A 21,354-nucleotide genomic window follows, 5' to 3' on the forward strand; every position below is an offset into this window, starting at 1 on the left:
ACAAGAGATTGATATTGTAAATCCCGCTGCTATCCTGAGTGCCAACAACGATGGGAGCAGGAGCTTGGCAGTCACGCGGCGGCAGATGCTGGCGGGATCGGTGGCGATGGGAGCGGGTGCCGCAGGCAGCGGTGCGCTGGCCGCCGCGACGCGTGCGCCGTCGCGCGTCGAACGATGGGGTGTGCACGAGATCGTGCTGCATGGTCCTTCGACGGGCAATCCGTTCGTCGACGTCGAGGTCGCGGCGACCTTTCGCCAGGGCACGACCGAGATCGTGGTGCCGGGTTTCTACGACGGCGCGGGTGTCTTCCGCATCCGGTTCAGTCCGCCGACCGTCGGCCGGTGGAGCTGGACGACGCAGGGCAGCACGTCGGCGCTGAGCGGCGTGCGCGGCGATTTCGACTGCATCGCGCCAGCCGCCGGTAATCACGGTCCGGTGCGGATGACCGACGACGGCTATCATTTCGTCCATGCCGACGGTGCGCCGTTCCGCCAGATCGGCACGACCTGTTATTCCTGGGCGCTGCAGTCCGAGGAACGCTGTGCGCAGACGCTGGCGACGCTGACGCACGCGCCGTTCAACAAGATGCGGATGTGCGTGTTTCCCAACGTGCCGTCGATCGCCAGCGACCCGTTCGTGCGCAGCGGCGCGGGCCTGCGCGACTGGGACCCGGCGCGGTTCGACCCCGCTTATTTCCGGCGGTTCGAGGATCGCATCCGCCGCCTCGACGCGCTGGGCATCCAGGCGGATGTCATCCTGTATCACCCTTACGACACCAAGCGCGGCTATTCGGACATGACGCGCGCCGACGACGAGCGCTACGTGCGGTACGTTGCGGCGCGCTTCGGCGCGTTCCGCAACGTCTGGTGGTCGATGGCCAACGAATACGACCTGGTGAAGACCAAGACCGTCGCCGACTGGGATCATTTGTTCCAGGTGCTGGTCGCTGCGGACCCGCACGATCGGCTGCGGTCGATCCACAACCTCCACGTCTATTACGACAACCGCAAGCCGTGGATCACGCATGCCAGCATCCAGAACGGCGCGGCCATCAGCGGCGATATCCCCGCGCAGTTGCACCGCAGCTTCGCCGAGAAGGCGGTGATCTTCGACGAGGTCTGCTACGAGGGCGACATCGACGCGCGCTGGGGCAGGCTGACCGGTGAGAAGATGGTGTCGGCGTTCTGGTGGGGCACGATTGGCGGCACCTATGTCGGGCATAGCGAGACGTTCGCGCCCGGACGCAATGCGGATGGTTCGTGGCTGGGGCAGGGGGGCAAGCTAGTCGGCAACAGCGCGCCGCGCCTAGCCTTCCTGCGCCGCGTGCTGGAAGACGGGCCGGTGCCCGGGATCGAGCCGATCCAGACCTGGTGGGAGTATCACATCGCTGGGAAACCGTTCGAATATTACCTGCATTATTTCGGCGACGCCGCGCCGTCCGAATGGAAGGTGATCGTGCCCGGCAAGCCCGGCGAACCACTGCATCGCTACCGCGCCGACATCCTCGACACCTGGAACATGACGGTCACGCCGGTGGAGGGCGAGTTCGCGATGGCGCAAGCGGGGGCCTACGACCAGCAGGACGCCAAGCGCCCGACGCTGGCATTGCCCGGCAAGCCTTGGATCGCCGTCCGGCTGCGCCGGGTCTGATCATGCGAAACCCTTCACGTACGGAGCGTCCGATGCGCCTATTCTATTCCGCCAGCCTGTTGTCGCTCGCCGTGTCCGCCACTGCCCTTGCGCAGAAACAGCCTTGGGACGAGCGTGTGCCCGCGCCGCGGGTCTATCTGTTCGTCGCGCCGGATGGCAACGACACCGCGGATGGCTCCGCCGCACGCCCCTTCCGCACGCTCGAGCGCGCGCAACAGGCGGTGCGCACACGCAACGCAGCCGCCGACGTTACCGTCACGCTCGCGGATGGCGTGTACCGGCTCGACCGCCCGCTCGCGTTCCGCTCAGTAGACGGCGGCCAGGACGGCCACAGCGTAACCTGGCGCGCCGCCGACGGTGCAAATCCCGTGCTGTCCGGCAGCGTCGCGGTGACGCAGTGGCGGCTGCAGGACAAAGCGCGGGGGCTGTATGTTGCCAGCGTCCCCGCGGGTACCGATGCGCGGCAAATATGGGTCGACGACGTGCTGGCGCAGCGCGCGCGCATCGCCATCGATCGGACGAAGGTACGCTTCGATAACGAGGGGCTGGCGCTCGATTCGCAAACGCTCGCCACCTTGCGCGGCGTCGATCAGCCCGACCGGCTGGAGGTGGAAGGCACCGGCTTCTTTACCAATCGCATCGCCGTGGCGCAGGCGATCCGCGGCGCCAAGCTGGTCATGCGGCAACCCGGCTGGGCCAACAACATCTGGGGCTATGACACGATCAGCAAGCCGGTCAGCCCGGAACATGCGCGGCTCTACCTCGGCAACGCGCTGGCGTTCGTCCGCGCGCCTGGCGACTGGTATCTCGATCCCCGCAAGGGGGCGCTGTATCTGCGCCCGCCGACGGGCGCCGACCCGGCGCGGATGAAGGTGGAACTGCCGCGGCTCGCCTATCTGGTGTCGATCAGCGGCACGCCCGAACGGCCGGTGCGCGACCTGAATTTCACCGGCCTGCGCTTTTCCTATACCAGTTGGCTGGGGCCGTCGTCGGCGGAAGGGTATGCCAACCAGCAGAGTGGCGCGTACATGACGGGCGTCACGCCGGGCTATCCGGTGGACCCGATCGGGACGTGTAGCTGGGGATGTCGCGCGTTCGAGACGCGGCGCAACGACTGGGCGCAGATCCCCGGCGCGGTGCAGGTGTCGGCCGCCGAGCGGATCACGTTCGACGGCGACGTGTTCGCGCATTTGGGCCAGGTCGGGATCGGCATTGGCAACGACGCCGCGGGTCATGCGAGCGGCGTCGGGCTAGGCGCGCGATCGATCACCGTCAGCCGCAGCGTGTTCACCGATCTGGCCGCGGGCGCGATCGTCGCCGGCGGGATCGGGCGGTCGGCGCATCATCCCGACAACGCCAGTCTCGCGGTGCGCAACATCGTGATCCGCAACAACCGCGTCGCCAGCGTCAGCAAGGTGTTCAAGGACAACAGCGCGATCCTGAGCACCTATGTCGACAACGCGCTGATCCTGCACAACGACATTTCCGACGTCCCTTATGACGCGATCGGGATAGGCTGGGGCTGGGGCCTGAACGACCTAGGCGGCAACCCGATCTACCGCATGGCCGAGCGCGGCTATTACGACCATCCCGCCAATCTGGTCTACGACACGGCGACCACGCACCGGAATAGCGTGGTGGCGTACAACCGCATCTACGGTGCCAAGCGATTGTTCGAGGATGGCGGCGCGATCTACAATTTGTCGGCCAGCCCGGGCACGGTCATCGCCGAAAACCATGTGTTCGACATCGCCGGCAAGATCGCGCTGTATCTCGACGAGGGGTCGAAGGGCATCACGGTGCGCAACAACGTCGTCGACGGCGCGGGCAAGTGGCTGAACGACAATACGGTCAAGGCGTCCTATCCGCTCCGCGTGACCTACGGCAACCGCGCGGTCGCCAATTGGCACAACACCGACGCGATCGGCGGCGTCTGGGATGCCTATGGCGACAATCTGATCCTCGACGATCACCGCGTCGCCGGCAGCGCTTGGCCCGCCGAGGCGCAGCGCGTGATCGACGCAGCAGGGATCGAACCGTCAGCGGGCCCGGTGCGGTATGGGGCCGTCGGCGCGACCGGGCGCTGAGGCGTCAGGCCAGCGTCGTCAGGTCGATCACCTGGCGCCGTCCTGCGGACAGGCGGACGTTGGTGGTCTTGCCGGCGAACCGGATCTTACGCTGGCCGTGACGTTCCGGTTGCAGCACCAAGCTGGTCGGGCGTCCGTCGCGCCATATGAGATCGAGCGTACAGGCGCCGCGTACGCGGACGCCGGTCAGCCGCCCGGTCGGCCAGGCGGCGGGGAGCGCGGGCAGGAGGTCGATGATGTCCGTGCGGCTCTGCACCAGCATCTCGAGCACGCCCGCCGTGCCGCCGAAGAAGCAGTCGATCTGGAACGGTGGCTGCAGCCCCAGCATGCCGGGTGCATTGGGCGCCGACTGCAGCAACCGGCGGACCAGTCCATGTGCGTTCGGCGCGGCGCGCAGCCGCGCCCACAGGTTGATCCGCCAGGCCAGCGCCCACCCGGTCGCCTCCGTACCGCGTAGCTCGAGCGAACGCCGGGTGGCCGCCGCGAGGGCAGGCGTCTCGTCGAGGTCGATCTGCTGGCTCGGGTAGAGCCCGTAGAGGTGCGAGGTGTGGCGGTGAGTCGGCTCGACGGCGTCGCCGTCCCAGTCGAGCAGCCACTCCTGCAGCTGCCCCGCCTTGCCGATGCGATCGGGTGCGAGTTTGCCACGTGTCTCGATCAGCTGCCGGCGAAGCGGTGCGTCAAGGCGCAGCAGCTTGGCGGCGTCGGCAGTGCGGTCGAACAGGTCGCGCAGCAATTGGCGGTCCAGCGCGGGGCCTGCGCACAGCGTACTGCCATGGCCATGGTCGTTCTCGGGCGACAGCGAGGGATTGGTCACCAGCGTGCCGCTGGCCGGATCTTCGACCAGCGTATCAAGGAAGAACAGCGCCGCGCCGCGCAGCAGCGGATAGATACGGCGCAGATAGGCGGGGTCGCGGTGGAAGTCCCAGTGATCCCAGAGCTGGCACGACAGCCACGCCGCACCCATCGGCCACAGCCCGGTGCGGGCATGGTCCACCGGCCCCGAGGCCCGCCACAGGTCGGTGTTGTGATGCGCCACCCAGCCGCGTGCGCCGTACATCGCCTGCGCGGTATGCGCGCCGGAGATGGCGAGTTCTTCGACCATCCGGGTCAGCGGCTCGACGCATTCGGCGAGATTGCCGGAATCGGCCGGCCAGTAGTTCATCTCGGTATTGATGTTGATCGTGTATTTGGAACCCCAGGGCGGGCGGTTGCTGTCGTTCCACTTGCCTTGCAGATTGGCGGGCTCGCCGCCACGCGAGGAGGCTATCAGCAGGTAGCGCCCGAACTGCACGAACAGCGCGGCAAGCGCCGGGTCGTCGCGATCGACCGCGTGTTCGGCACGCTGGTCGGTCGGGCGCTTGGCCGCGTCGCTGGTGCCGAGATCGATCGACAGGCGTCGGAACAGGCTGCGATGATCGGTGCAATGCGCGTCGCGCAACGCCGGCCAGCTCTTGGCGCGTGCGGCGGCCAAACGGCGCACGACCAGCGCCGCGGGATCACCGCCCACATCGACGGGCGAGCGAAACCTGGTGGCGATGGCAACGAGCACGACGATCGCGCGCGCATCGCGCACACGGATTGCCATGCCGTCGCGCGTCATCGTGCCGCCTTCCGGCAGGACCTCGATACCGGCGGCGAAACGCAGGCGGCCGGGGATGCCGAAATCGCTGTTGTTGACGCCCTGCAGCATCAGCCTGCCATCACCCGTCACCTCGGCCCGGCTGCGCTGGCCGCTGGCAAGCTGGCAATCCAGCGAGAAGGGACGGTCGGCGCTTAGTCGGATCACGATCACATCGTCCACCGCCGACGCGAACGCCTCTCGACGGTAGCGCACGCCGTCGGAGACGAACGTCGTGGTGGTGATCGCCGCGTCGAGATCGAGTTCGCGGCGATATTCGGCGATCGATGTTTCGTTGACGTCGACAAAGTCGAGCAGCAGGTCGCCGACCGATTGATAGGACATTTCCCGCATCGGTCTGGCCTGTACGGATTGCTCCGCAAGCGCCTCCGCCTCGGCGTAGCGGCCGGCGAAGATCAGGTCGCGCACCTTGGGCAGGGCGGCGCGCGCGTCCGGATTGACGTTGGCGTACGGCCCGCCAGAGAACAGCGTCCCTTCGTTCAGTTGCACGCGCTCGCGCTTGACTTGGCCGAGGATCATCGCGGCGATGCGGCCGTTGCCGATCGGATAGCCCTCCTGCCACTGGCCGGCAGGTTTGGCATGCCACATCAGCGTGGCAGGGTCAGTGCTGGACACCGCATCGGATGGCTCTGCGCCCTCGGCGATGCCGGAGGTCGACACGATGGCTGCCGCAGTAGCTGACTGCAGCAAGGACCGGCGGGTGATCATGGGGTCGATCGAAGGGGTATGCAGCGACATCAGCAAACTGCTATCGCTGTTGCAATATCAAAAGCAATATAAGAAATATCAGAGGAATCGTCATGGATTGGAACCGCAGCTTGGTTGCACGGACATTGGCGACGATCCTGCTGCTCGTCTCCGCCATGGTGACGACCAGCTCCGCTCACGCCGGGCCACGCCAAGAGAGCGCCGTGGCGACCGTCTGGCGGACCGTCCTGTTCGATGCGGATGCGACGGGACAGTCCAACGATGGTTTGGCGCGAATTGGTGTGGATGATAGCAAGTGGCAGACGGTGTCGGTCCCGCATAACTGGCAGGGCTATGCCTATGACCGGCAGGTGGTACGCGGCGCGCGCCACGGCGTGGCCTGGTACCGCACGCACCTGACTATCGATCCAGCGCGGGCCGACGAGCGCATCGCGCTGATGTTCGAGGGCGTGAACAGCTATGCCACGGTGTGGCTGAACGGCCGGCCGGTCGGCCGTCACGCCGGCGGTCTGACCGCCTTCACGGTGGACGTGACCGAGGCGGTACGGCGCGGCGACAACGTGTTGGCCGTCCGCGTGGACAATCCGGCGGGGATCACCGACCTCCCATGGGTGTCCGGCGACGATCAGGCCGACGGCGGCTGTTGCGAGGGCTCGCAGCCCTTCGGCATTTTCCGTCCGGTCCGCGTCGTTCGCAGCGACGCGCTACGCGTCCGTCCGTTCGGCATCTACGCCTGGGGCCGGATCGGTGCGATCGACACGCGGCAGGCGCAGCTGACGATGCGGACCGAGATCGAGAACCGCTCGGCGCGCGAACGCCGCTTCCGGTTGGTCGGCGAGATGCTCGATCCGGCCGGCCGCGTCGTCGCCAGCCAACAGGCCGACATCGCGCTGGCTGCGGGCGGATCGCAGACGATCGATCGCGCGCTGTCGGCCATCGCCAAGCCGCGTCTGTGGTCGCCCGCCGCGCCGACGCTCTACACGTTGCGCGCGCGCCTGATGGAAGGGGGGCGGGTGATCGACGAGGCCAGCACGCCCTACGGCATCCGCAGCGTCGAGATCCGGGCGGATCCCAGCGGCGCGCGGCGGCTCTATCTCAACGGCGCACCGTTCTCGGTCCGGGGCGTGGGGGAGTATGAGCATCTGCTTGGCGCCTCGCATAGCTTCTCGCCCGCTCAGGTTTCGGCACGCGTCGAGCAGGTGAAGGCGGCGGGGTTCAACGCGTTTCGCGACGCGCACTACCCGCACAATCTCGCTTATGGCGACAAGATCGCGCACGACGGACTGTTGTGGTGGCCGCAGTTCAGCTCGCATCTGTGGTTCGACAACCCGGCGTTTCGTGCCAATTTCAAGACGCTGATGAGCGACTGGGTGCGCGAGCGGCGCAACAATCCCGCCGTATTCCTCTGGGGGCTGCAGAACGAAAGCCGCTTGCCAAAGGCATTCGCGGAGGAGGCGGTGGCGGTGATTCGCGCACTCGACCCGACCGCGTCGGAGCAACGGCTGGTAACGACGTGCAATGGCGGCGAGGGCACGGACTGGAACGTGCCGCAGAACTGGTCCGGCACCTATGGCGGCGACCCCGATCGCTACGGCGAGGAAATGGTGAAGCAGGCGCTGGTCGGCGAATATGGCGCATGGCGCAGCCTGGGGCTGCATGCCGAGGCGCCTTATGGCGAGCGCCCGTTCTCCGAGGATCGGATGGCGGCGCTGATGCAGAAGAAGGCGCGGCTGGCCGACGGCGTTGCCGAGCGCAGCGTCGGCCAGTTCCACTGGCTGCTTACCACCCATGAGAATCCGGGGCGGCCGATGCGCAGCGACGGGACGCAGATCTGGGACGGGGTGCGCGAGCTCGACCATGTCGGCCCTGCCAACAACAAGGGGCTGATGACGCTGTGGGGCGAGCCGCTCGACGTCTATTACATGTTCCGTGCGCGGCAGGTTCCGCGCAGCGTCGCGCCGATCGTCTACCTCGTTTCGCATACATGGCCCGACCGCTGGGCGACCCCGGGGGTGCGGTCGGGGATCGAGGTCTATTCAAACTGCGACACGGTAGAGTTGTTCAACGACGCTGCGGGCCGCATCTCGCTCGGTCAGCGTCGCCGCGATGCCGAGCAGCGCTTCCGCTGGGAAAAGGTCGCGGTGCGCTACGACACGCTGATGGCCCGGTGCGTGGATGCGCGCGCTACGGACAGCGTTCGCCTGCCGCTGCTGCCGTCGGCGCCGGGCAGCAAGGTGCCGGGTGCCGGACAGCCGGGGCTCACGCGGGGCGTTGCCGGCATGACCTATCTCTACCGGGTGAATGCAGGCGGTGCGGCGTTGCGCGATGCCGCGGGCCAGACTTGGTCGGGCGACCGCCACTGGGTGAAGGGCGCCGAGTGGGGCTGGACCAGTTGGGCGGATACTTATCCGGAGCTCGATCCCGCGCTCGGCAGCCGGACCAAGACCTTCGACACCATCGCCGGTAGCGACACCCCGGCCCTTTTCCAGACGAGCCGGTATGGCCGAGACGCGCTGCGCTATCATTTCAAGGTGCCAGCCGGCCGCTACCGCGTGGAGCTCTATTTCGCCGAGCCCTGGTACGGGCGGACGGGCATCGACGCGCGCGGCTGGCGGCGGTTCGACGTGGCGGTGGATGGCCGGGCGGTGCTGCGTGACCTCGACGTGTTCGCCGAGGCCGGCTTCGAAACGGCGTTGAAGAAGGTCGTGACGGTCACCGCGGTGGGCGGGGTCATGGAAATCGCATTCCCGCGCACGCAGGCGGGACAGGCGATGATCTCGGCGATCGCGATCGCCCGGGCGGGACCGGTCCGCGGGGCGGCGCCGGAGATCGACAGCGACCTGCTGGCCGTCGGGCCGGAGGCGGCGCCGATGCTGCGACGCTATGTCGACAATGCCGAATTGGCGTCGACGACCACCAAAGCGCGGTGGACCGGTCTGCCGTATGAATTGCTCGATGCCGAAGCGTTGACAGCGGGTGAGCAGGGCGACCTGGTGGCGACGGCGAAGGTGCCGATCATGGCTTATCTCGCGGTGGCAGGTGAGGGGCCCCCACCCCCAGGCTGGACTGCCACCACCCTGTCCGCCGGGCTTGCCATGCCGGAGCGCGTCACGCCTGTGCACTTCGCGCAGCGCAAGCTGGCGGCGGACGAACGGATCACGCTGCGCACCGACATGCCGACGCTGTTCCGCCGCGCACTGGTTTCCCCCTACGCCCCCGGGCAGTTCAGCTTCGCGCGTGATGCGGGGCTGAAGGAAGCGGAAGCCGGCAAGGTCACGGGCGGCGCGGTCGCGACAGGCCTGAAAGGATATGGCGGACAGGGTTACGTCCAGTTCGGATCGGGCGCCGGCCGGATCGCCTGGCCCGTGCTGACCGATGTCGCAGGGAGCCACCGCTTCCGCCTGCGCTTCTGGAACGCCGGCACGGCGCTGCAGGGCGAATGGCGACTGCGCGATTCGAGCGGCGTCGATGTCGTTCGCCTGCCGGTCCGCTTTGCCGGCGGCGAAGGGTGGCAGGATGTCGCGGTCGAGACGCCGGGGATGATCAACGCGGGCGCGTATGAGGCTGTGCTGGATATCGCCACGGCCCCGTCACTGGCTGTCGATTCGGTACGCGTGGAGTGAGCGAAGTCCGTCAGCGAGTTTGACCTTGCCTGAGATACCACAGCTGCTATCTGAAATACCGATAAGCGTAGAAGCGCAGGAGAGGTCGGTTATGAAGCGCAGTTTCTACCTGATGGTATCGTGTGGTGGGGTGGCGTTATGCGCGACGGCGGCAGGCGCGCAGACAGCGCTGCCGACGACAGCGCAGGAAGACCCCGCACAAAAGGCGCAGGCAGGTAGCGCCGCCGGTAGCCAGGCCGCGGTGACGGATGCGCCGCAAGAACCGGACATCGTCGTCACCGGCCTGCGCGCATCGTTGCAGAACGCCGCCAATCTCAAGCGGTCGTCCAACCAGATCCAGGATTCGATCGTCGCCGAGGATATCGGCAAGTTGCCCGACACCAACATCGCCGAGACGCTCCAGCGGATTCCCGGCGTACAGGTCTCGCGCAACACGCGTGGCGAGGGCAACAGCTACGTCATCCACGGGCTGAAGCAGGTGCTGACGACCGTGAACGGCCGCCAGTTCTTCACCACCACCAACCGCAGCGCCAACCTGCTCGACTTTTCCGCCGACATCCTGTCCGGTCTGGACGTTTACAAGACTGCGACCTCCGATCAGATCGAGGGCGGGCTGGGCGGCCTCATCAACATCCACACCGCGCGGCCGTTCGACTTCAAGGGCTTCCACATGGCGCTGACCGGCGCCGCCAATTACAGCGACTTCCAGAACAAGGCGTCGCCGCGCCTTTCGGGAGTCGTGAGCAACCGCTGGGACACGCCGATCGGCGAAGTGGGGGTGCTGGCCGGCGGGCAGTTCGAGCGCGTCTATTCCGCGGGCTACCAGGTGTCGACCAACGTCTATGCCGATAACCGCAACCTGTATGATCGCGACGGCGACGGCGTCTTTCCGAACGATGCCGGCGACGTGGTGACGCTGCCGAGCCAGGTGCGTCCGCGCTACGAGACGGGCACGCGCACGCGCACGACCGCCTATGGCGCGGTGCAGTGGACGCCGAGTGATACGCTGGAACTCCATGCCGACGTGAATTACGCGTATTCGGGCGGGCACAGTTATACGCAGCAATTGTCGGTGCAGACCGACGGCGCCACCACGGCGGATCCGGTCGCGTTCAAGGACGGGACCAACATCCCTGACCGCTATACGCTGGCCAACGCACTCGTGCGCTCGTCGACGGGCGCGTCGGACAATCCCTATCACAATATCGCTGCCGCGCTCGGTTTCAACTGGAGCAGCGGCGCCTTCTCGCTAGCGGGGGAGGGCTCGTATATCGAGAGCAAGGGGCCGTTCTATTCGCGCAGCGTCATCATTCAGACCCGCGCGCCCGGCGCCACCATCGACCTGTCGGGCGCGACGCCGATCGTCGGGGTGACCGGGGTCGATCTCACCTCGCCCGCCGCCTATACCGGCACGGTCAGCTATTCGGACCTCGGACAGCAGAGCCTGGGGCGCGAGCCGTCGTTCCGGCTGGACGCGAAATACGAGATGACAGACGGCCCGCTCACCGCGCTGCTCGTCGGCGCCCGTTACGCCAGGCACACGGTCATCAACGACGTCTACAGCATCAGCCAGACGGTAAGGCTGGCGCAACCGCTCGGCGATGTCAGTTCGCTGACGCCTGGCGACCTCTTCACCGACCACAACCTGCCGATCAACCAGTGGCTGCAGATCCAGGACCGGTACATCAAGGACATGGAGGCCACGCGCGATCTCGTCGGAGTCAGCCGCGACGACCCGGCCTATCCGCTTAACAACCATTACGAGTATCGCGAATCTACCCTGGCCGCCTATGCGCAGGCGCAGTTCGCGTTCACCCTGGGCCTGCCGGTCGATGGCAATCTCGGCCTTCGCTACGTTGCGACGCGCAACCGCCAGTCGGTCTACGCGGTCAGCGGCACCGGCTTCGTGCCGGTGACGGGCGAGGCGACGTATGACAATTGGCTGCCGAGCGTGAACGTGCGCGCGAAGTTCACGCCCGACCTGTTCCTGCGCCTCGCTTATTCGAAGGCGATCACGCGTCCCGAATTCGGCAACCTGTCGCCGGCGCTGGTGCTCAACGTGCCGTCGCAGACGGGCAGCGGCGGCAACCCCGATCTCGCCCCTACGCGTGCAGATCAGTATGACGCTTCGCTCGAATATTATTTCGGCAAGTCGAACTACGTCGCGGCGGCGGCCTTCCAGAAGGATGTCACCGGCTTCACGCAGAAATTCGCGGAAACCGAGCAGATCGACGGCCAGCCCTACCAGATCACCCGCCCGCGCAATACCGGCGCGGGGAAGATCCGGGGCTTCGAAGTCACCTATCAGCAGTTCTTCGATTTCCTGCCGGGGCTGCTCAGCGGGTTGGCGTTCCAGGGCAATTTCACGCATGTCTACAGCGCGTTGCCGGTCGTCGGCCAGCCGGTGTCGGTGCCCGCCGATCTGCTTTCGAAGAACGCCTACAACGTCACCGGGATCTACGAGAAGGGGCCGGTATCGCTCCACGTTTCGTACAATTGGCGGTCGCGGAGCGTGCAGACCAACTTCGCCGATACCGCTGGTCGCACCTTGTGGAATGCGCCGCAGGAGTCGCTCGACTTTTCGGCGACCTACACGCTCAACCCCCACCTCTCGATCAAGTTCGACGCGGTGAACCTGTCGTCGGCCTATCAGGTCCAGTATTACGGATCGCCCGACATCCCGACCGTCTCCAACCAGCTCGATCGCAGCTATCAACTCGGCTTCCACATCAACTTCTAACGGGGAGACCGTGCCGATGTCCCTGTTCTCGAGGCTGGCGATCGCGGGCGTGCTGGTCGCCGCCACGCCGGCGGCGGCGCAGCTGGACGGCAATCGCGACGAGGCGAAAGTGTCGGCCTACACGCTGCCGGATGCGTTGCGGATGGCCGACGGGCGGCAGGTGACCAGCGCGCGGATGTGGCAGCGCGAGCGTCGGCCCGAACTGCTGCGCGCGTTCGAGCACAGTATCTACGGCGTCGCGCCGCCGCCGCCGCGTCGGCAACGCTTCGTGGTAGTCGAGACGGATCGCCATGCGCTCGGCGGGCTGGCGGTGCGCCGACAGGTGCGCGTGCTGATCGACGGCACCGAACACGGGCCGCAGCTGATGGTGTTGCTGTACCTTCCGGCGAACGCGAAGGGGCCGGTGCCGGTGTTCGTCGGCCCGAATTTCCACGGTAACCAGGCGGTCACGGCCGATCCCGCGGTGACGATCACGCACAATTGGGTGACGCCGGCGAGCGGCATCCGCAAGGGCAGCGCCACAGCGGAGTCTCGCGGTACCGACGCAAGCCAGTGGCCGGTCGAGCAGCTGCTGCGCGCCGGATACGGCGTTGCGACCTATTTCACCGGCGACCTCTATCCCGATGGGGACGGCAAAGTCGCTGAAAGCATCCAGCCCTGGTTCCGCACCAGCCCCGGCGCACCCGATCGCTGGGGCGCGATCGCGACCTGGGCCTGGGGGCTGAGCCGCGTGGTCGATTACCTAGTCACCGATCCCGCGGTGGACGCGCACCGGCTAATCGCGATCGGCCATTCGCGCTATGGCAAGGTCGCCCTGTGGGCAGGAGCCAGCGACCAGCGCTTCGCGGCGGTCATCGCGAACGATTCGGGGGAGGGCGGTGCATCGCTGTATCGCCGCCGCTTCGGCGAGACGATCCGGGTAATGAACAATTACTGGTTCGCGCCGGTGTTCAAGACCTATGCGGATCGCGAGGCCGAGTTGCCGGTCGACGCGCACGAACTCGTCGCGCTGATCGCGCCGCGACCCGTCTACATCGCCAGCGCGAGCGAGGACTGGTGGTCCGATCCGAAGGGCGAGTTCCTCGCCGCTGCGGGTGCCGACCCGGTCTACCGTATGCTGACAGGCGAAGGGCTCGATGGCCACGTCATGCCGGCGGCCGGCGCGGCCATCTCGTCGCGGATCAGCTATCACCTGCGCACCGGCGCGCACGACATCACCGCCTGGGACTGGGCTCGCTATATCGGCTTTGCCGACCGGTTCCTTGGCAAGCGCAGCGTCCCGGCGGCGCGGAAAAGGGGCTAGCATGGCACATACTCGGATGACGATGCACGGAGCGGCGGTACTTGCGGCGATGCTCGCCCCCGTGGCGGTCCAGGCGCAGGCCGGACGCAGCGAAATTGCACTCGCGACGGGATGGAAGTTCCAGCTTGGCGGTCCCGCGGGCGAAGCGGCTGCGACGCCGGCGTTCGACGATCGCGGTTGGGACTCGGTCGTTGTGCCGCACACCTGGAACAAGCTCGGCAATTATCAGACGATCCGTCGTGCGGATGCGAACGCAGTTCGCGGGATAGGCTGGTATCGCCTCCACTTCGCCGCACCGCGCAGGGCGGCGGGTGCGCGCGTATTCCTGCAGTTCGATGCCGCCAGCATCGTCGCCGACGTCTGGCTGAACGGCAAGCGGCTCGGCCGCCACGAGGGCGCCTTCTCGCGCTTTCGCTTCGATGCGACCGATGCCTTGCAGGACGGCGGCGACAATGTGCTGGCGGTTCGCGTTGACAATTCGAAGCCCGACCCGGGTAGCGCGACGCGGCATATCGTGCCGATCTCGGGCGACTTCTTCATGTATGGCGGACTATATCGGCCGGTCAGCATGATGGTCGTCGGCGCGCAGCATGTCGACCTGCTCGATCTCGGCAGCGCCGGCGTCTACGAACGCACGCTTTCTCTGGACGACCGGACCGCGAGCGTCTCGATCCGCACCCGCCTGCGCAACACAGGTGCGCGTCTCGCGCCGCTGACGGTGCGCACCCGTGTGGCCGATGCGGCCGGCAAGCAGGTCGCGACCGACGAGCGGCGCGTGCAGGTGCCCGCTGGCGGTGCATCGGAAAGCCTCGCGACCCTGGCCATCGCGCGGCCGCGTCGCTGGAACGGACGCGCCGACCCCTATCTCTATCGCACCACGGTGGAGGTGCTCGACAGCGCGGGGCGGCTGCTCGATCGCGTCGAGCAACCGCTCGGCCTGCGTACGATGAAGATCGACGCGGCGCGCGGTTTCATCTTGAACGGCAAGCCGACGCCGCTGCACGGCGTGACGCGGCACCAGGATCGGCAGGACAAGGGCTGGGCGCTGTCCGACGCCGACCATGCCGAGGACATGGCGCTGATCGAGGAGATGGGCTCCAACTCGGTACGGCTGTCGCACTATAATCACGCGCAGCCCTTCTACGATCTCGCCGATCGCGACGGCATGGTCCTGTGGGCCGAACTGGGACTGGTGAACCTGGCCGCGCTTCCCGGCGAACGCGATGCCAGTCCCGAAATGGTGGCGAGCGCGCGGCAGCAGCTGAGCGAACTGATCCGTCAGAACTACAACCACCCGTCGGTCGCGACCTGGTCGATCGGCAACGAGATCACCAACTGGACGTCGAAGGGACTGACTCCCTCCAACGCACGGCCGCTGATGAGCAATCTCGACCAGCTGGCGCATGTCGAAGACCCCGAGCGGCCGACGACCATCGCGGTCTGCTGCGAGCCGCTGCCGGGCGAGCGCGAAACAGGTGTCGATCGTACCTCGGGGACCGCGGATACCGTCGCGTATAATCTTTATCTCGGCTGGTATGGCTCCGGTCATGCCGAGGAAGCAGGCAAGCTCGGCGCTGTGATGTCCGCGCTGCATCGCCAGCGGCCGCAACTGCCGATCGGCGTGGGCGAATATGGCGCGGGCGGGGCGATCTCGCAGCATACCGACAACCCCTATGGCGGCCGGATCGAGAGCATCTATCGCCCGCAACCCGAGGAAGTGCAGAGCGCCGTCCACGAACTGTCGTGGAAGGGGCTCGCCCCGCTCGACTTCCTGTGGGGGAGCTATGTCTGGCAGATGTTCGACGCGACCAGCGACCTGCGCGAGGAGGGCGACAGCTTCGACATCAATACCAAGGGGTTGGTGACGTTCGATCGCAAGGTCCGGAAAGACGCCTTCTGGTTCTACAAGGCGGCGTGGAGCAGCGACCCGTTGCTGTACCTGACCGGCCGGCGCTATGTCGATCGCGCCTATCCGGTTACCGATGTTCGCGCCTACAGCAACGCTGGGCAGGCCATGCTGTCAGTCAACGGGCGGCCAATCGGCAGCGCGACTTGCGCCGATCACGTCTGCACCTGGCCGGGTGTGCGGCTGGCAGCGGGGGATAACCGCGTCACGGTCTCGGCGCGGGTCGGCGGCAAGTCGGTGACCGACGAAGTGCGCTGGCGCTATGTGGGGCCTGCGGATGCGCTGCACCTGCGGACGGGTTCGCTGACGGGCGTGACGCTCGCCGATGGCACGCGCTACGGTTCGGACGCGTTCTTCACCGGTGGCACCGGCTTCACGCTGAACCCGTATCAGAAGGAATTGTACGCCAGCGGCGCCGGGGCAACGCCAAAGGCGACGAAGACGGTGGTGGGCGCGGCCGCACCGGAGCTCTACGCAAGCTGGCGGGCGGGTTCGGCCTTTTCCTATGCGCTGCCGGTGCCCGACGGGCGCTACCGCGTGACGCTGCACCTGATGGAGCCGACCGAAGCGCCAGGCAAACGCGTCTTCTCGGTGGTCGTCACCGGTGGCGCGCGCCGCGATGGCATCGACGTGGCCGCGCTGGCCGGTGGTCCGTTGCGCGCGACGCGGATCGAACTGCCCGCGGTCGCCGAGCGCGGTGTGCTCAAGCTCGATTTCCGCGGTAACACGGGGGAGGCGATCGTTTCGGCGATCGACGTGATGCCCGCGCGTTAGGCGAGCAGCGAGCGGTCGATCTCGTCGATACGGCGCACACCGGTGAGCGCCATCGCCACGCGGATTTCTCGGTCGATCAGGTCGAGCAACTGCGCGACACCGGCCTCGCCGCGTGCGGCAAGCGCGTAAAGCCACGCGCGGCCTAACAGCACGCCTTGCGCGCCGAGCGCGAGCATGCGGACGACGTCCAGACCGGACCGTACGCCGGAATCCGCCAGGATCGTCAGCCGGTCGCGCACCGCGTCGGCGATCGCCGGCAGCGCCCGTGCCGACGATAGCACGCCGTCCAGTTGCCGGCCGCCATGATTGGAAACGACGATCCCGTCCGCGCCGATATCGGCCGCCGCGCGTGCGTCGTCGGGATCGAGGATGCCCTTTATGATCAGCGGGCCCTTCCATTCGCTGCGGATCCAGTCGAGGTCCGCCCAGCCGATCGACGGATCGAAATTGGTGGCGAGCCAGCCCATATAGTCGTTCATGCCGCTCGCCTTGCCGAGCAAAGGTTCTAGGTTGCCGAGCCGGTGCGGCTGTCCGTGGATACCGACGTCCCACGTCCAGCGCGGATGCGTCAGCGCCTGCATCGCCCGCCGCAACGGCGCCCGTGCGCCCGACATGCCCGAATGCGCATCGCGGTAGCGCGCGCCGGGCACCGGCATGTCGACCGTGAACACGAGCGCTTGTGCACCCGCCTCTCGCGCGCTCGCCACCAAGTCGCGCATGAACGCGCGGTCGCGGATGACGTAGAGCTGGAACCAGATCGGGCTCGGCACGGCGCGCGTCAGTTCGCCAAGCGAGCAGATCGACACGGTGGACAGGCAGAAGGGGACGCCCGCCGCTGCGGCAGCCCGCGCCGCCTGCACTTCTCCGCGACGGCGGAACATGCCGGCGATGCCGACCGGCCCGAGCGCCACCGGCATCGCCTGAGTCCGCCCGAAAAGGCTGGTCGTCAGATCGACATCAGCGACGTTGCGCAGCACGCGCTGGCGCAGCGCCAGGCTGGCCAGGTCGGCGGTGTTGCGCGCGAGCGTCTGCTCGGCATAGGCGCCGCCATCGGCGTAATGGAACAGGAAGGGGGGCAGCCGTCGACGCGCGGCTTCGCGAAAGTCGAGCGTCGAGGCGATGATCATGCGCCAGCGATCATGCGGGGGCTATCATGGGGCGGGGTCTGCCGTGCCGCGGTGCTCGGTCAACCGGAAGATGCGATCCATCTCGATCCAGCTACCGCGTGGCCCGGCGGCGGGGACCGGGCGCTGGAACGGCGCCATCAGCGCGATCCAGTGCTGGACGGCCGGGTTCGCGGCATCGGCCTCGGCCTTGCGCTCGGGCGCATAGCTGTCGTCGGCCTCGATGATCATGAACAGCCGGGTGCCAGCACGATAAATCTGCATGTCGGTGATGCCGGCATCGCGGATCGATTGCGTGACCGCGGGCGGCGTGTTCCCGGGCCGGTGCCAGCGCTCATACTCCGCGATCGCTTCGGCATCATCGACCAGATCGAGCGCAAGGCAGATACGCTGGCTCATGCGTTCGACCAGCCGCCGTCGATCACGTTGGCGGTGCCCGTCGTATAGGACGACAGATCACTCGCCAGATACAGCGCGAGTTCCGCGATCTCGGCGGGATCGCCCAGCCGCCCCATCGGCTGGCGGGCCACGAAATCGGACCGCGCCTTGTCCGCGTCGCCCGTCGCGGCCATGCGCTGGTCGAGCGACGGCGATTGTACGGTGCCCGGGCAGATCGCGTTGCAGCGTATGCCGTCTCCGACGAAGTCGAGTGCGACCGACTTGGTCAGCGCGACGACGGCCGCTTTCGACGCGCCGTAGACGAAGCGGTTGGGCACCGCGATGATCGTGCCAGCGACCGAGGCCATGTTGACGATCGAGCCGCCGCCGCGCGCGATCATGCTGGGCAGGAACGCCCGGATCATGCGGTACGCCGAGCGGACGTTGAGATCGAAGGAGAAGTCGAAATCCTCCTCGTCGGTGGTAAGCAGCGAGCCGGCATGGACGAAGCCTGCGCAGTTGAAGAGAATGTCGATGCCACCGATCGTCTCGGCGAACGCGCGGATCGCGGCGCCGTCGGTCAGGTCGAGCGCGTGCGTCGCGCATCCCTCGAGCGTGGCCAGCGTGTCGGGATTGATGTCGGCGGCGATGACCTGCGCGCCTTCTCGCGCGAACAGTTCGGCGCTGGCGCGGCCGATGCCCTGGCCGGCGGCGGTGACGACGGCGATCTTGCCTTGAAGGCGGCCCATGCGGATGATCCTAGATTGTGGGTTGAAGGGTTGGCACCGGCGCGTCCTTGCGGATCAGACCCGCCTGTTTGAGGTCGCTCCACAGCGCCGCGGGGATCGGCAGCGCCATCAGCCGCACGGCCTCGGCCACCTGGTGTGGGCTCGCCATGCCGGGGATCACCGAGACGACGGCCGGATGCGCGAGCGGAAATTGCAGTGCGGCCGCGGCCAGCGGCACCGCGTGCGCCGCGCAGATGTCCTCGATGCCGGCAACACGTGCGACGATCTCGGGCGGGGCGGGGCTGTAGTTGTAATGCAGTTCGCCACCGCCGCGAACGCCCTTGGCGAGGATGCCCGAATTATACGGACCGCCGAGGACGATCTTGACGCCGCGCCGCGTGCACAGGGGCAGGAAGCTGTCCAGCGGCGCCTGTTCGAGCAAGGTGTAGCGGCCGGCCAGCAGGATCACGTCCAGATCGCCATGCGCGAGGACCTCTTCGCACACCGCGGTCTCGTTGACGCCCACTCCGATCGCGCCGACCGCGCCGCTGTCGCGCAGTTCGCGCATGGCGCGGTAGCCGCCGTCGAGGAACTCGCGCATCCGCTGCTCATGCGCGTCGCCGTGCGCGAAGCGGCCGATGTCGTGCGCATAGAGGATATCGATCCGCGTCCGTTGCAGCCGCGCCTTGCTCTCGTCATGCGAGCGCAGCACCGCGTCGCGGGTGTAGTCGAATGCGCTTTCGAACGGTTCGGGGCTGGCGAAGGCTTGGCGCAGCGTGGTCAGGTCGGCGTGCGGCACCGGGTTCAGCCGGCGGCCGACCTTGGTCGAGATCACCGCGGTCTCGTGCGGATCGAGGCGTGCCAACGCCGCGCCGACGCGCTTCTCACTAAGCCCGAAGCCGTAATGCGGGGCGGTGTCGAAATAGCGCAGACCGGCATCCCAGGCAGCGTCGAGCGTTGCCGCCGCGGCCTCGTCCGACATGGCCCGATACAGGTTGCCGATCGATCCAGCGCCGAAACCCAACGCACCCAAAGAGGCCAAGTCCACCAATGATCCGCTCCAACTGATATTTCAGATGAATTATTTAATACGTCAGTGTCAACCCTCAAGCCCGTAGAAGCGACGGGCGGCGCCTTCGAACAGCCAGGCTTCGCCCGCCGGATCGACGCCGGCGAGCTGTCGGCATGTCTCGATCCAGTCATGGTAGCTGTCGCCGGCATGGATCAGCACGGGCCAGTCGCTGCCCCACATCAGGCGGTCGCCGAAACAGTCGACGAGATGGGTAACGTACGGAGCGAGTTCTTGCGCGGACTGGCGGGGCGCCTGTTCGGTGCGCAACCCGGAGAGTTTGCAGGACATGCCCAGTCGCGCGCAGACGGCAATCGCCTCGCGCCAAGGATCGAGGCCGCCGCTCGCCGCGGGCGGCTTGGCAGCGTGATCGATGACGATCGCAAGCTCCGGCCAGCGCGCCGCGAGCCGGGGCAGGACGGGCAGGTGACGCGGTTCGACCAGCGCGTCGAGGCGCAGCCCTGCGGCGATCAGCGCCTCGATAGCCGGGCCGACCGCGGGCGACAGGATCCATTCGGTATCCGCCATCCCTTGCAGCATTGGACGCAGGCCCTTGAGCTTGGGGTGCGTCGCCAATTCGGCGATGCGCGCGAGCGCACCGGGGTCTGCGAGATCGACCCAACCGACCACGCCCTCGATCAGCGGATCGTGCGCCGCCAGCGCGAGCATCCAGTCGGTATCGCGATCGTCGGGCTGCGATTGCACCAGCACTGTGCCGACGAGATCGACGCCGCGAGCGGCGGCGCGCAGATCGTCGGGCAGGAAGTCGCGGTGGATCGACGGCCAGTCGGCGTCGGGCCAGGCATGGCCCGGCGTATCCAGCCGCCAGAAATGCTGATGCGAGTCGAAGATGCGCATGCGCGTTAGAACATCCCGAGGATGCGCTGCAGTGCTGCCTGGAAATGGTTCGTAACCGCGAGTTCCGCAGCATCGCCATTACGGGCGCCGGCGGCTTCGAGGATATCGAGATGCTCGCGCAGCGTGCGCAGCGCCAACGGCGGCGTCATCAGGCGATCGAGCCGGATCAGCGTGACATAGTTCTTGAGCCGCCGCGCCGTCGTTTCGACCAACGGATTGCGCAAGCTGGCGATCATCCCGCCGTGCAGCCGCTCCTCCAGTTCGCCTAACCGCGCCGTGACTCGCGCGTCGAACTGGCCCTCCTCGATACGCTTCATCAGCGTGCGATGATCCTTGGTCAGCAGCGCGATCTCCTGCGCGCTGCCCGTCTCGGCAAAGGTCTTTGCGGCGGGCCGCTCTATGATCGTGCGGAACTGATAGGTACTGCGCGCAAGCTCCAGGTCGGGCTTGAGAAACTGGATGCCTGAGCGCGGATGAATCGTCAGCACGCCCTCCGCCTCGAGCACCCGAAGCGCATCCCGCAAGGGCTGGACCGGGATGTCGAGCAGGTTGACGAGGTCGTTCTGCGACACGAACGCGCCGGCCGGCACCGTCCGGTCGAACAGTCCTTCCAGCACTTTTCGATAGGCGATATCGCTCAGCCGCACCGTCTCCACCGGTATGACGGCAGTGCTCTCGACGCCCGAAAATTGCGCTTGCACCGTTCCCTTAGCTGCCATATCTCACCTTAGTACTGATATTTCAAAACGACCATCTGGAAAGAGTG

The 21,354-nt window shown here is 67.1% G+C and carries 13 protein-coding genes; 6 read left to right on the forward strand and 7 right to left on the reverse strand.

Features of this window, described 5'->3' with window-relative positions; all coding sequences use genetic code 11:
* Positions 1 to 64 precede the first annotated feature (64 nt).
* Positions 65 to 1,651, forward strand: coding sequence for a DUF5060 domain-containing protein (locus U1701_RS09130; RefSeq protein ID WP_332782240.1), 1,587 nt, complete (start codon positions 65 to 67; stop codon positions 1,649 to 1,651).
* Positions 1,652 to 1,683: 32 nt separating this feature from the next.
* Positions 1,684 to 3,738, forward strand: coding sequence for a right-handed parallel beta-helix repeat-containing protein (locus U1701_RS09135; protein ID WP_332782241.1), 2,055 nt, complete (start codon positions 1,684 to 1,686; stop codon positions 3,736 to 3,738).
* A 4-nt stretch (positions 3,739 to 3,742) separates the two neighbouring features.
* On the opposite strand, the gene U1701_RS09140 is transcribed toward U1701_RS09135, so the two are convergent.
* On the reverse strand, positions 3,743 to 6,115 hold the full coding sequence (locus U1701_RS09140) for a glycoside hydrolase family 95 protein (protein WP_332782242.1): 2,373 nt from the start codon (positions 6,113 to 6,115) through the stop codon (positions 3,743 to 3,745).
* A 62-nt stretch (positions 6,116 to 6,177) separates the two neighbouring features.
* Between U1701_RS09140 and U1701_RS09145 the strand changes: the two genes are divergently transcribed.
* From U1701_RS09145 to U1701_RS09160, 4 genes are all read left to right on the forward strand, one after another.
* On the forward strand, positions 6,178 to 9,708 hold the full coding sequence (locus tag U1701_RS09145) for a malectin domain-containing carbohydrate-binding protein (protein ID WP_332782243.1): 3,531 nt from the start codon (positions 6,178 to 6,180) through the stop codon (positions 9,706 to 9,708).
* Between the two features lie 91 nt (positions 9,709 to 9,799).
* Positions 9,800 to 12,448, forward strand: a complete 2,649-nt coding sequence (locus U1701_RS09150) for a TonB-dependent receptor (protein ID WP_332782244.1) — start codon at positions 9,800 to 9,802, stop codon at positions 12,446 to 12,448.
* Between the two features lie 16 nt (positions 12,449 to 12,464).
* Positions 12,465 to 13,751, forward strand: a complete 1,287-nt coding sequence (locus U1701_RS09155) for a glucuronyl esterase domain-containing protein (protein ID WP_332782245.1) — start codon at positions 12,465 to 12,467, stop codon at positions 13,749 to 13,751.
* 1 nt (position 13,752) lies between these two features.
* Complete coding sequence (locus U1701_RS09160; protein WP_332782246.1) at positions 13,753 to 16,431, forward strand: glycoside hydrolase family 2 TIM barrel-domain containing protein; 2,679 nt, start codon at positions 13,753 to 13,755, stop codon at positions 16,429 to 16,431.
* Here the strand turns inward: U1701_RS09160 and lldD are convergent.
* From lldD to U1701_RS09190, 6 genes are read right to left on the reverse strand one after another with little or no spacing between them, the layout of a single operon-like run.
* Positions 16,428 to 17,558, reverse strand: coding sequence for an FMN-dependent L-lactate dehydrogenase LldD (gene lldD, locus U1701_RS09165; protein WP_332782247.1), 1,131 nt, complete (start codon positions 17,556 to 17,558; stop codon positions 16,428 to 16,430). The genes U1701_RS09160 and lldD overlap by 4 nt on opposite strands.
* Positions 17,559 to 17,582: 24 nt before the next feature.
* The gene (locus tag U1701_RS09170; RefSeq protein WP_332782248.1) at positions 17,583 to 17,954 is read right to left on the reverse strand and encodes an L-rhamnose mutarotase; all 372 of its coding nucleotides are present in this window, start codon (positions 17,952 to 17,954) and stop codon (positions 17,583 to 17,585) included.
* A complete protein-coding gene (locus tag U1701_RS09175) occupies positions 17,951 to 18,682 on the reverse strand; it encodes an SDR family oxidoreductase (protein WP_332782249.1) in 732 nt (243 codons plus the stop codon). The genes U1701_RS09170 and U1701_RS09175 overlap by 4 nt, the downstream gene beginning before the upstream one ends.
* Before the next feature lie 10 nt (positions 18,683 to 18,692).
* A complete protein-coding gene (locus U1701_RS09180; RefSeq protein WP_443026025.1) occupies positions 18,693 to 19,703 on the reverse strand; it encodes an aldo/keto reductase in 1,011 nt (336 codons plus the stop codon).
* Between the two features lie 57 nt (positions 19,704 to 19,760).
* Positions 19,761 to 20,588 carry an amidohydrolase family protein gene (locus U1701_RS09185; protein WP_332782251.1) on the reverse strand — a complete coding sequence of 276 codons (828 nt, stop codon included), beginning with the start codon at positions 20,586 to 20,588 and terminating at the stop codon, positions 19,761 to 19,763.
* A gap of 5 nt (positions 20,589 to 20,593) precedes the next feature.
* Complete coding sequence (locus tag U1701_RS09190; protein WP_332782252.1) at positions 20,594 to 21,307, reverse strand: GntR family transcriptional regulator; 714 nt, start codon at positions 21,305 to 21,307, stop codon at positions 20,594 to 20,596.
* Between the last annotated feature and the right edge of the window lie 47 nt (positions 21,308 to 21,354).

Origin of the sequence: Sphingomonas rhamnosi, from assembly GCF_036663615.1 — a bacterium.
Classification (GTDB): Bacteria; Pseudomonadota; Alphaproteobacteria; order Sphingomonadales; family Sphingomonadaceae; genus Sphingomonas.

Coding starts and splice junctions, on each gene's coding strand:
- U1701_RS09160 (WP_332782246.1), top strand. CDS start 13,753: ATGGCACATACTCGGATGACGATGCACGGAGCGGCGGTACTTGCGGCG.
- U1701_RS09155 (WP_332782245.1), top strand. CDS start 12,465: ATGTCCCTGTTCTCGAGGCTGGCGATCGCGGGCGTGCTGGTCGCCGCC.
- U1701_RS09175 (WP_332782249.1), bottom strand. CDS start 18,682: ATGGGCCGCCTTCAAGGCAAGATCGCCGTCGTCACCGCCGCCGGCCAG.
- U1701_RS09170 (WP_332782248.1), bottom strand. CDS start 17,954: ATGAGCCAGCGTATCTGCCTTGCGCTCGATCTGGTCGATGATGCCGAA.
- lldD (WP_332782247.1), bottom strand. CDS start 17,558: ATGATCATCGCCTCGACGCTCGACTTTCGCGAAGCCGCGCGTCGACGG.
- U1701_RS09135 (WP_332782241.1), top strand. CDS start 1,684: ATGCGCCTATTCTATTCCGCCAGCCTGTTGTCGCTCGCCGTGTCCGCC.
- U1701_RS09150 (WP_332782244.1), top strand. CDS start 9,800: ATGAAGCGCAGTTTCTACCTGATGGTATCGTGTGGTGGGGTGGCGTTA.
- U1701_RS09190 (WP_332782252.1), bottom strand. CDS start 21,307: ATGGCAGCTAAGGGAACGGTGCAAGCGCAATTTTCGGGCGTCGAGAGC.
- U1701_RS09145 (WP_332782243.1), top strand. CDS start 6,178: ATGGATTGGAACCGCAGCTTGGTTGCACGGACATTGGCGACGATCCTG.
- U1701_RS09140 (WP_332782242.1), bottom strand. CDS start 6,115: ATGTCGCTGCATACCCCTTCGATCGACCCCATGATCACCCGCCGGTCC.
- U1701_RS09185 (WP_332782251.1), bottom strand. CDS start 20,588: ATGCGCATCTTCGACTCGCATCAGCATTTCTGGCGGCTGGATACGCCG.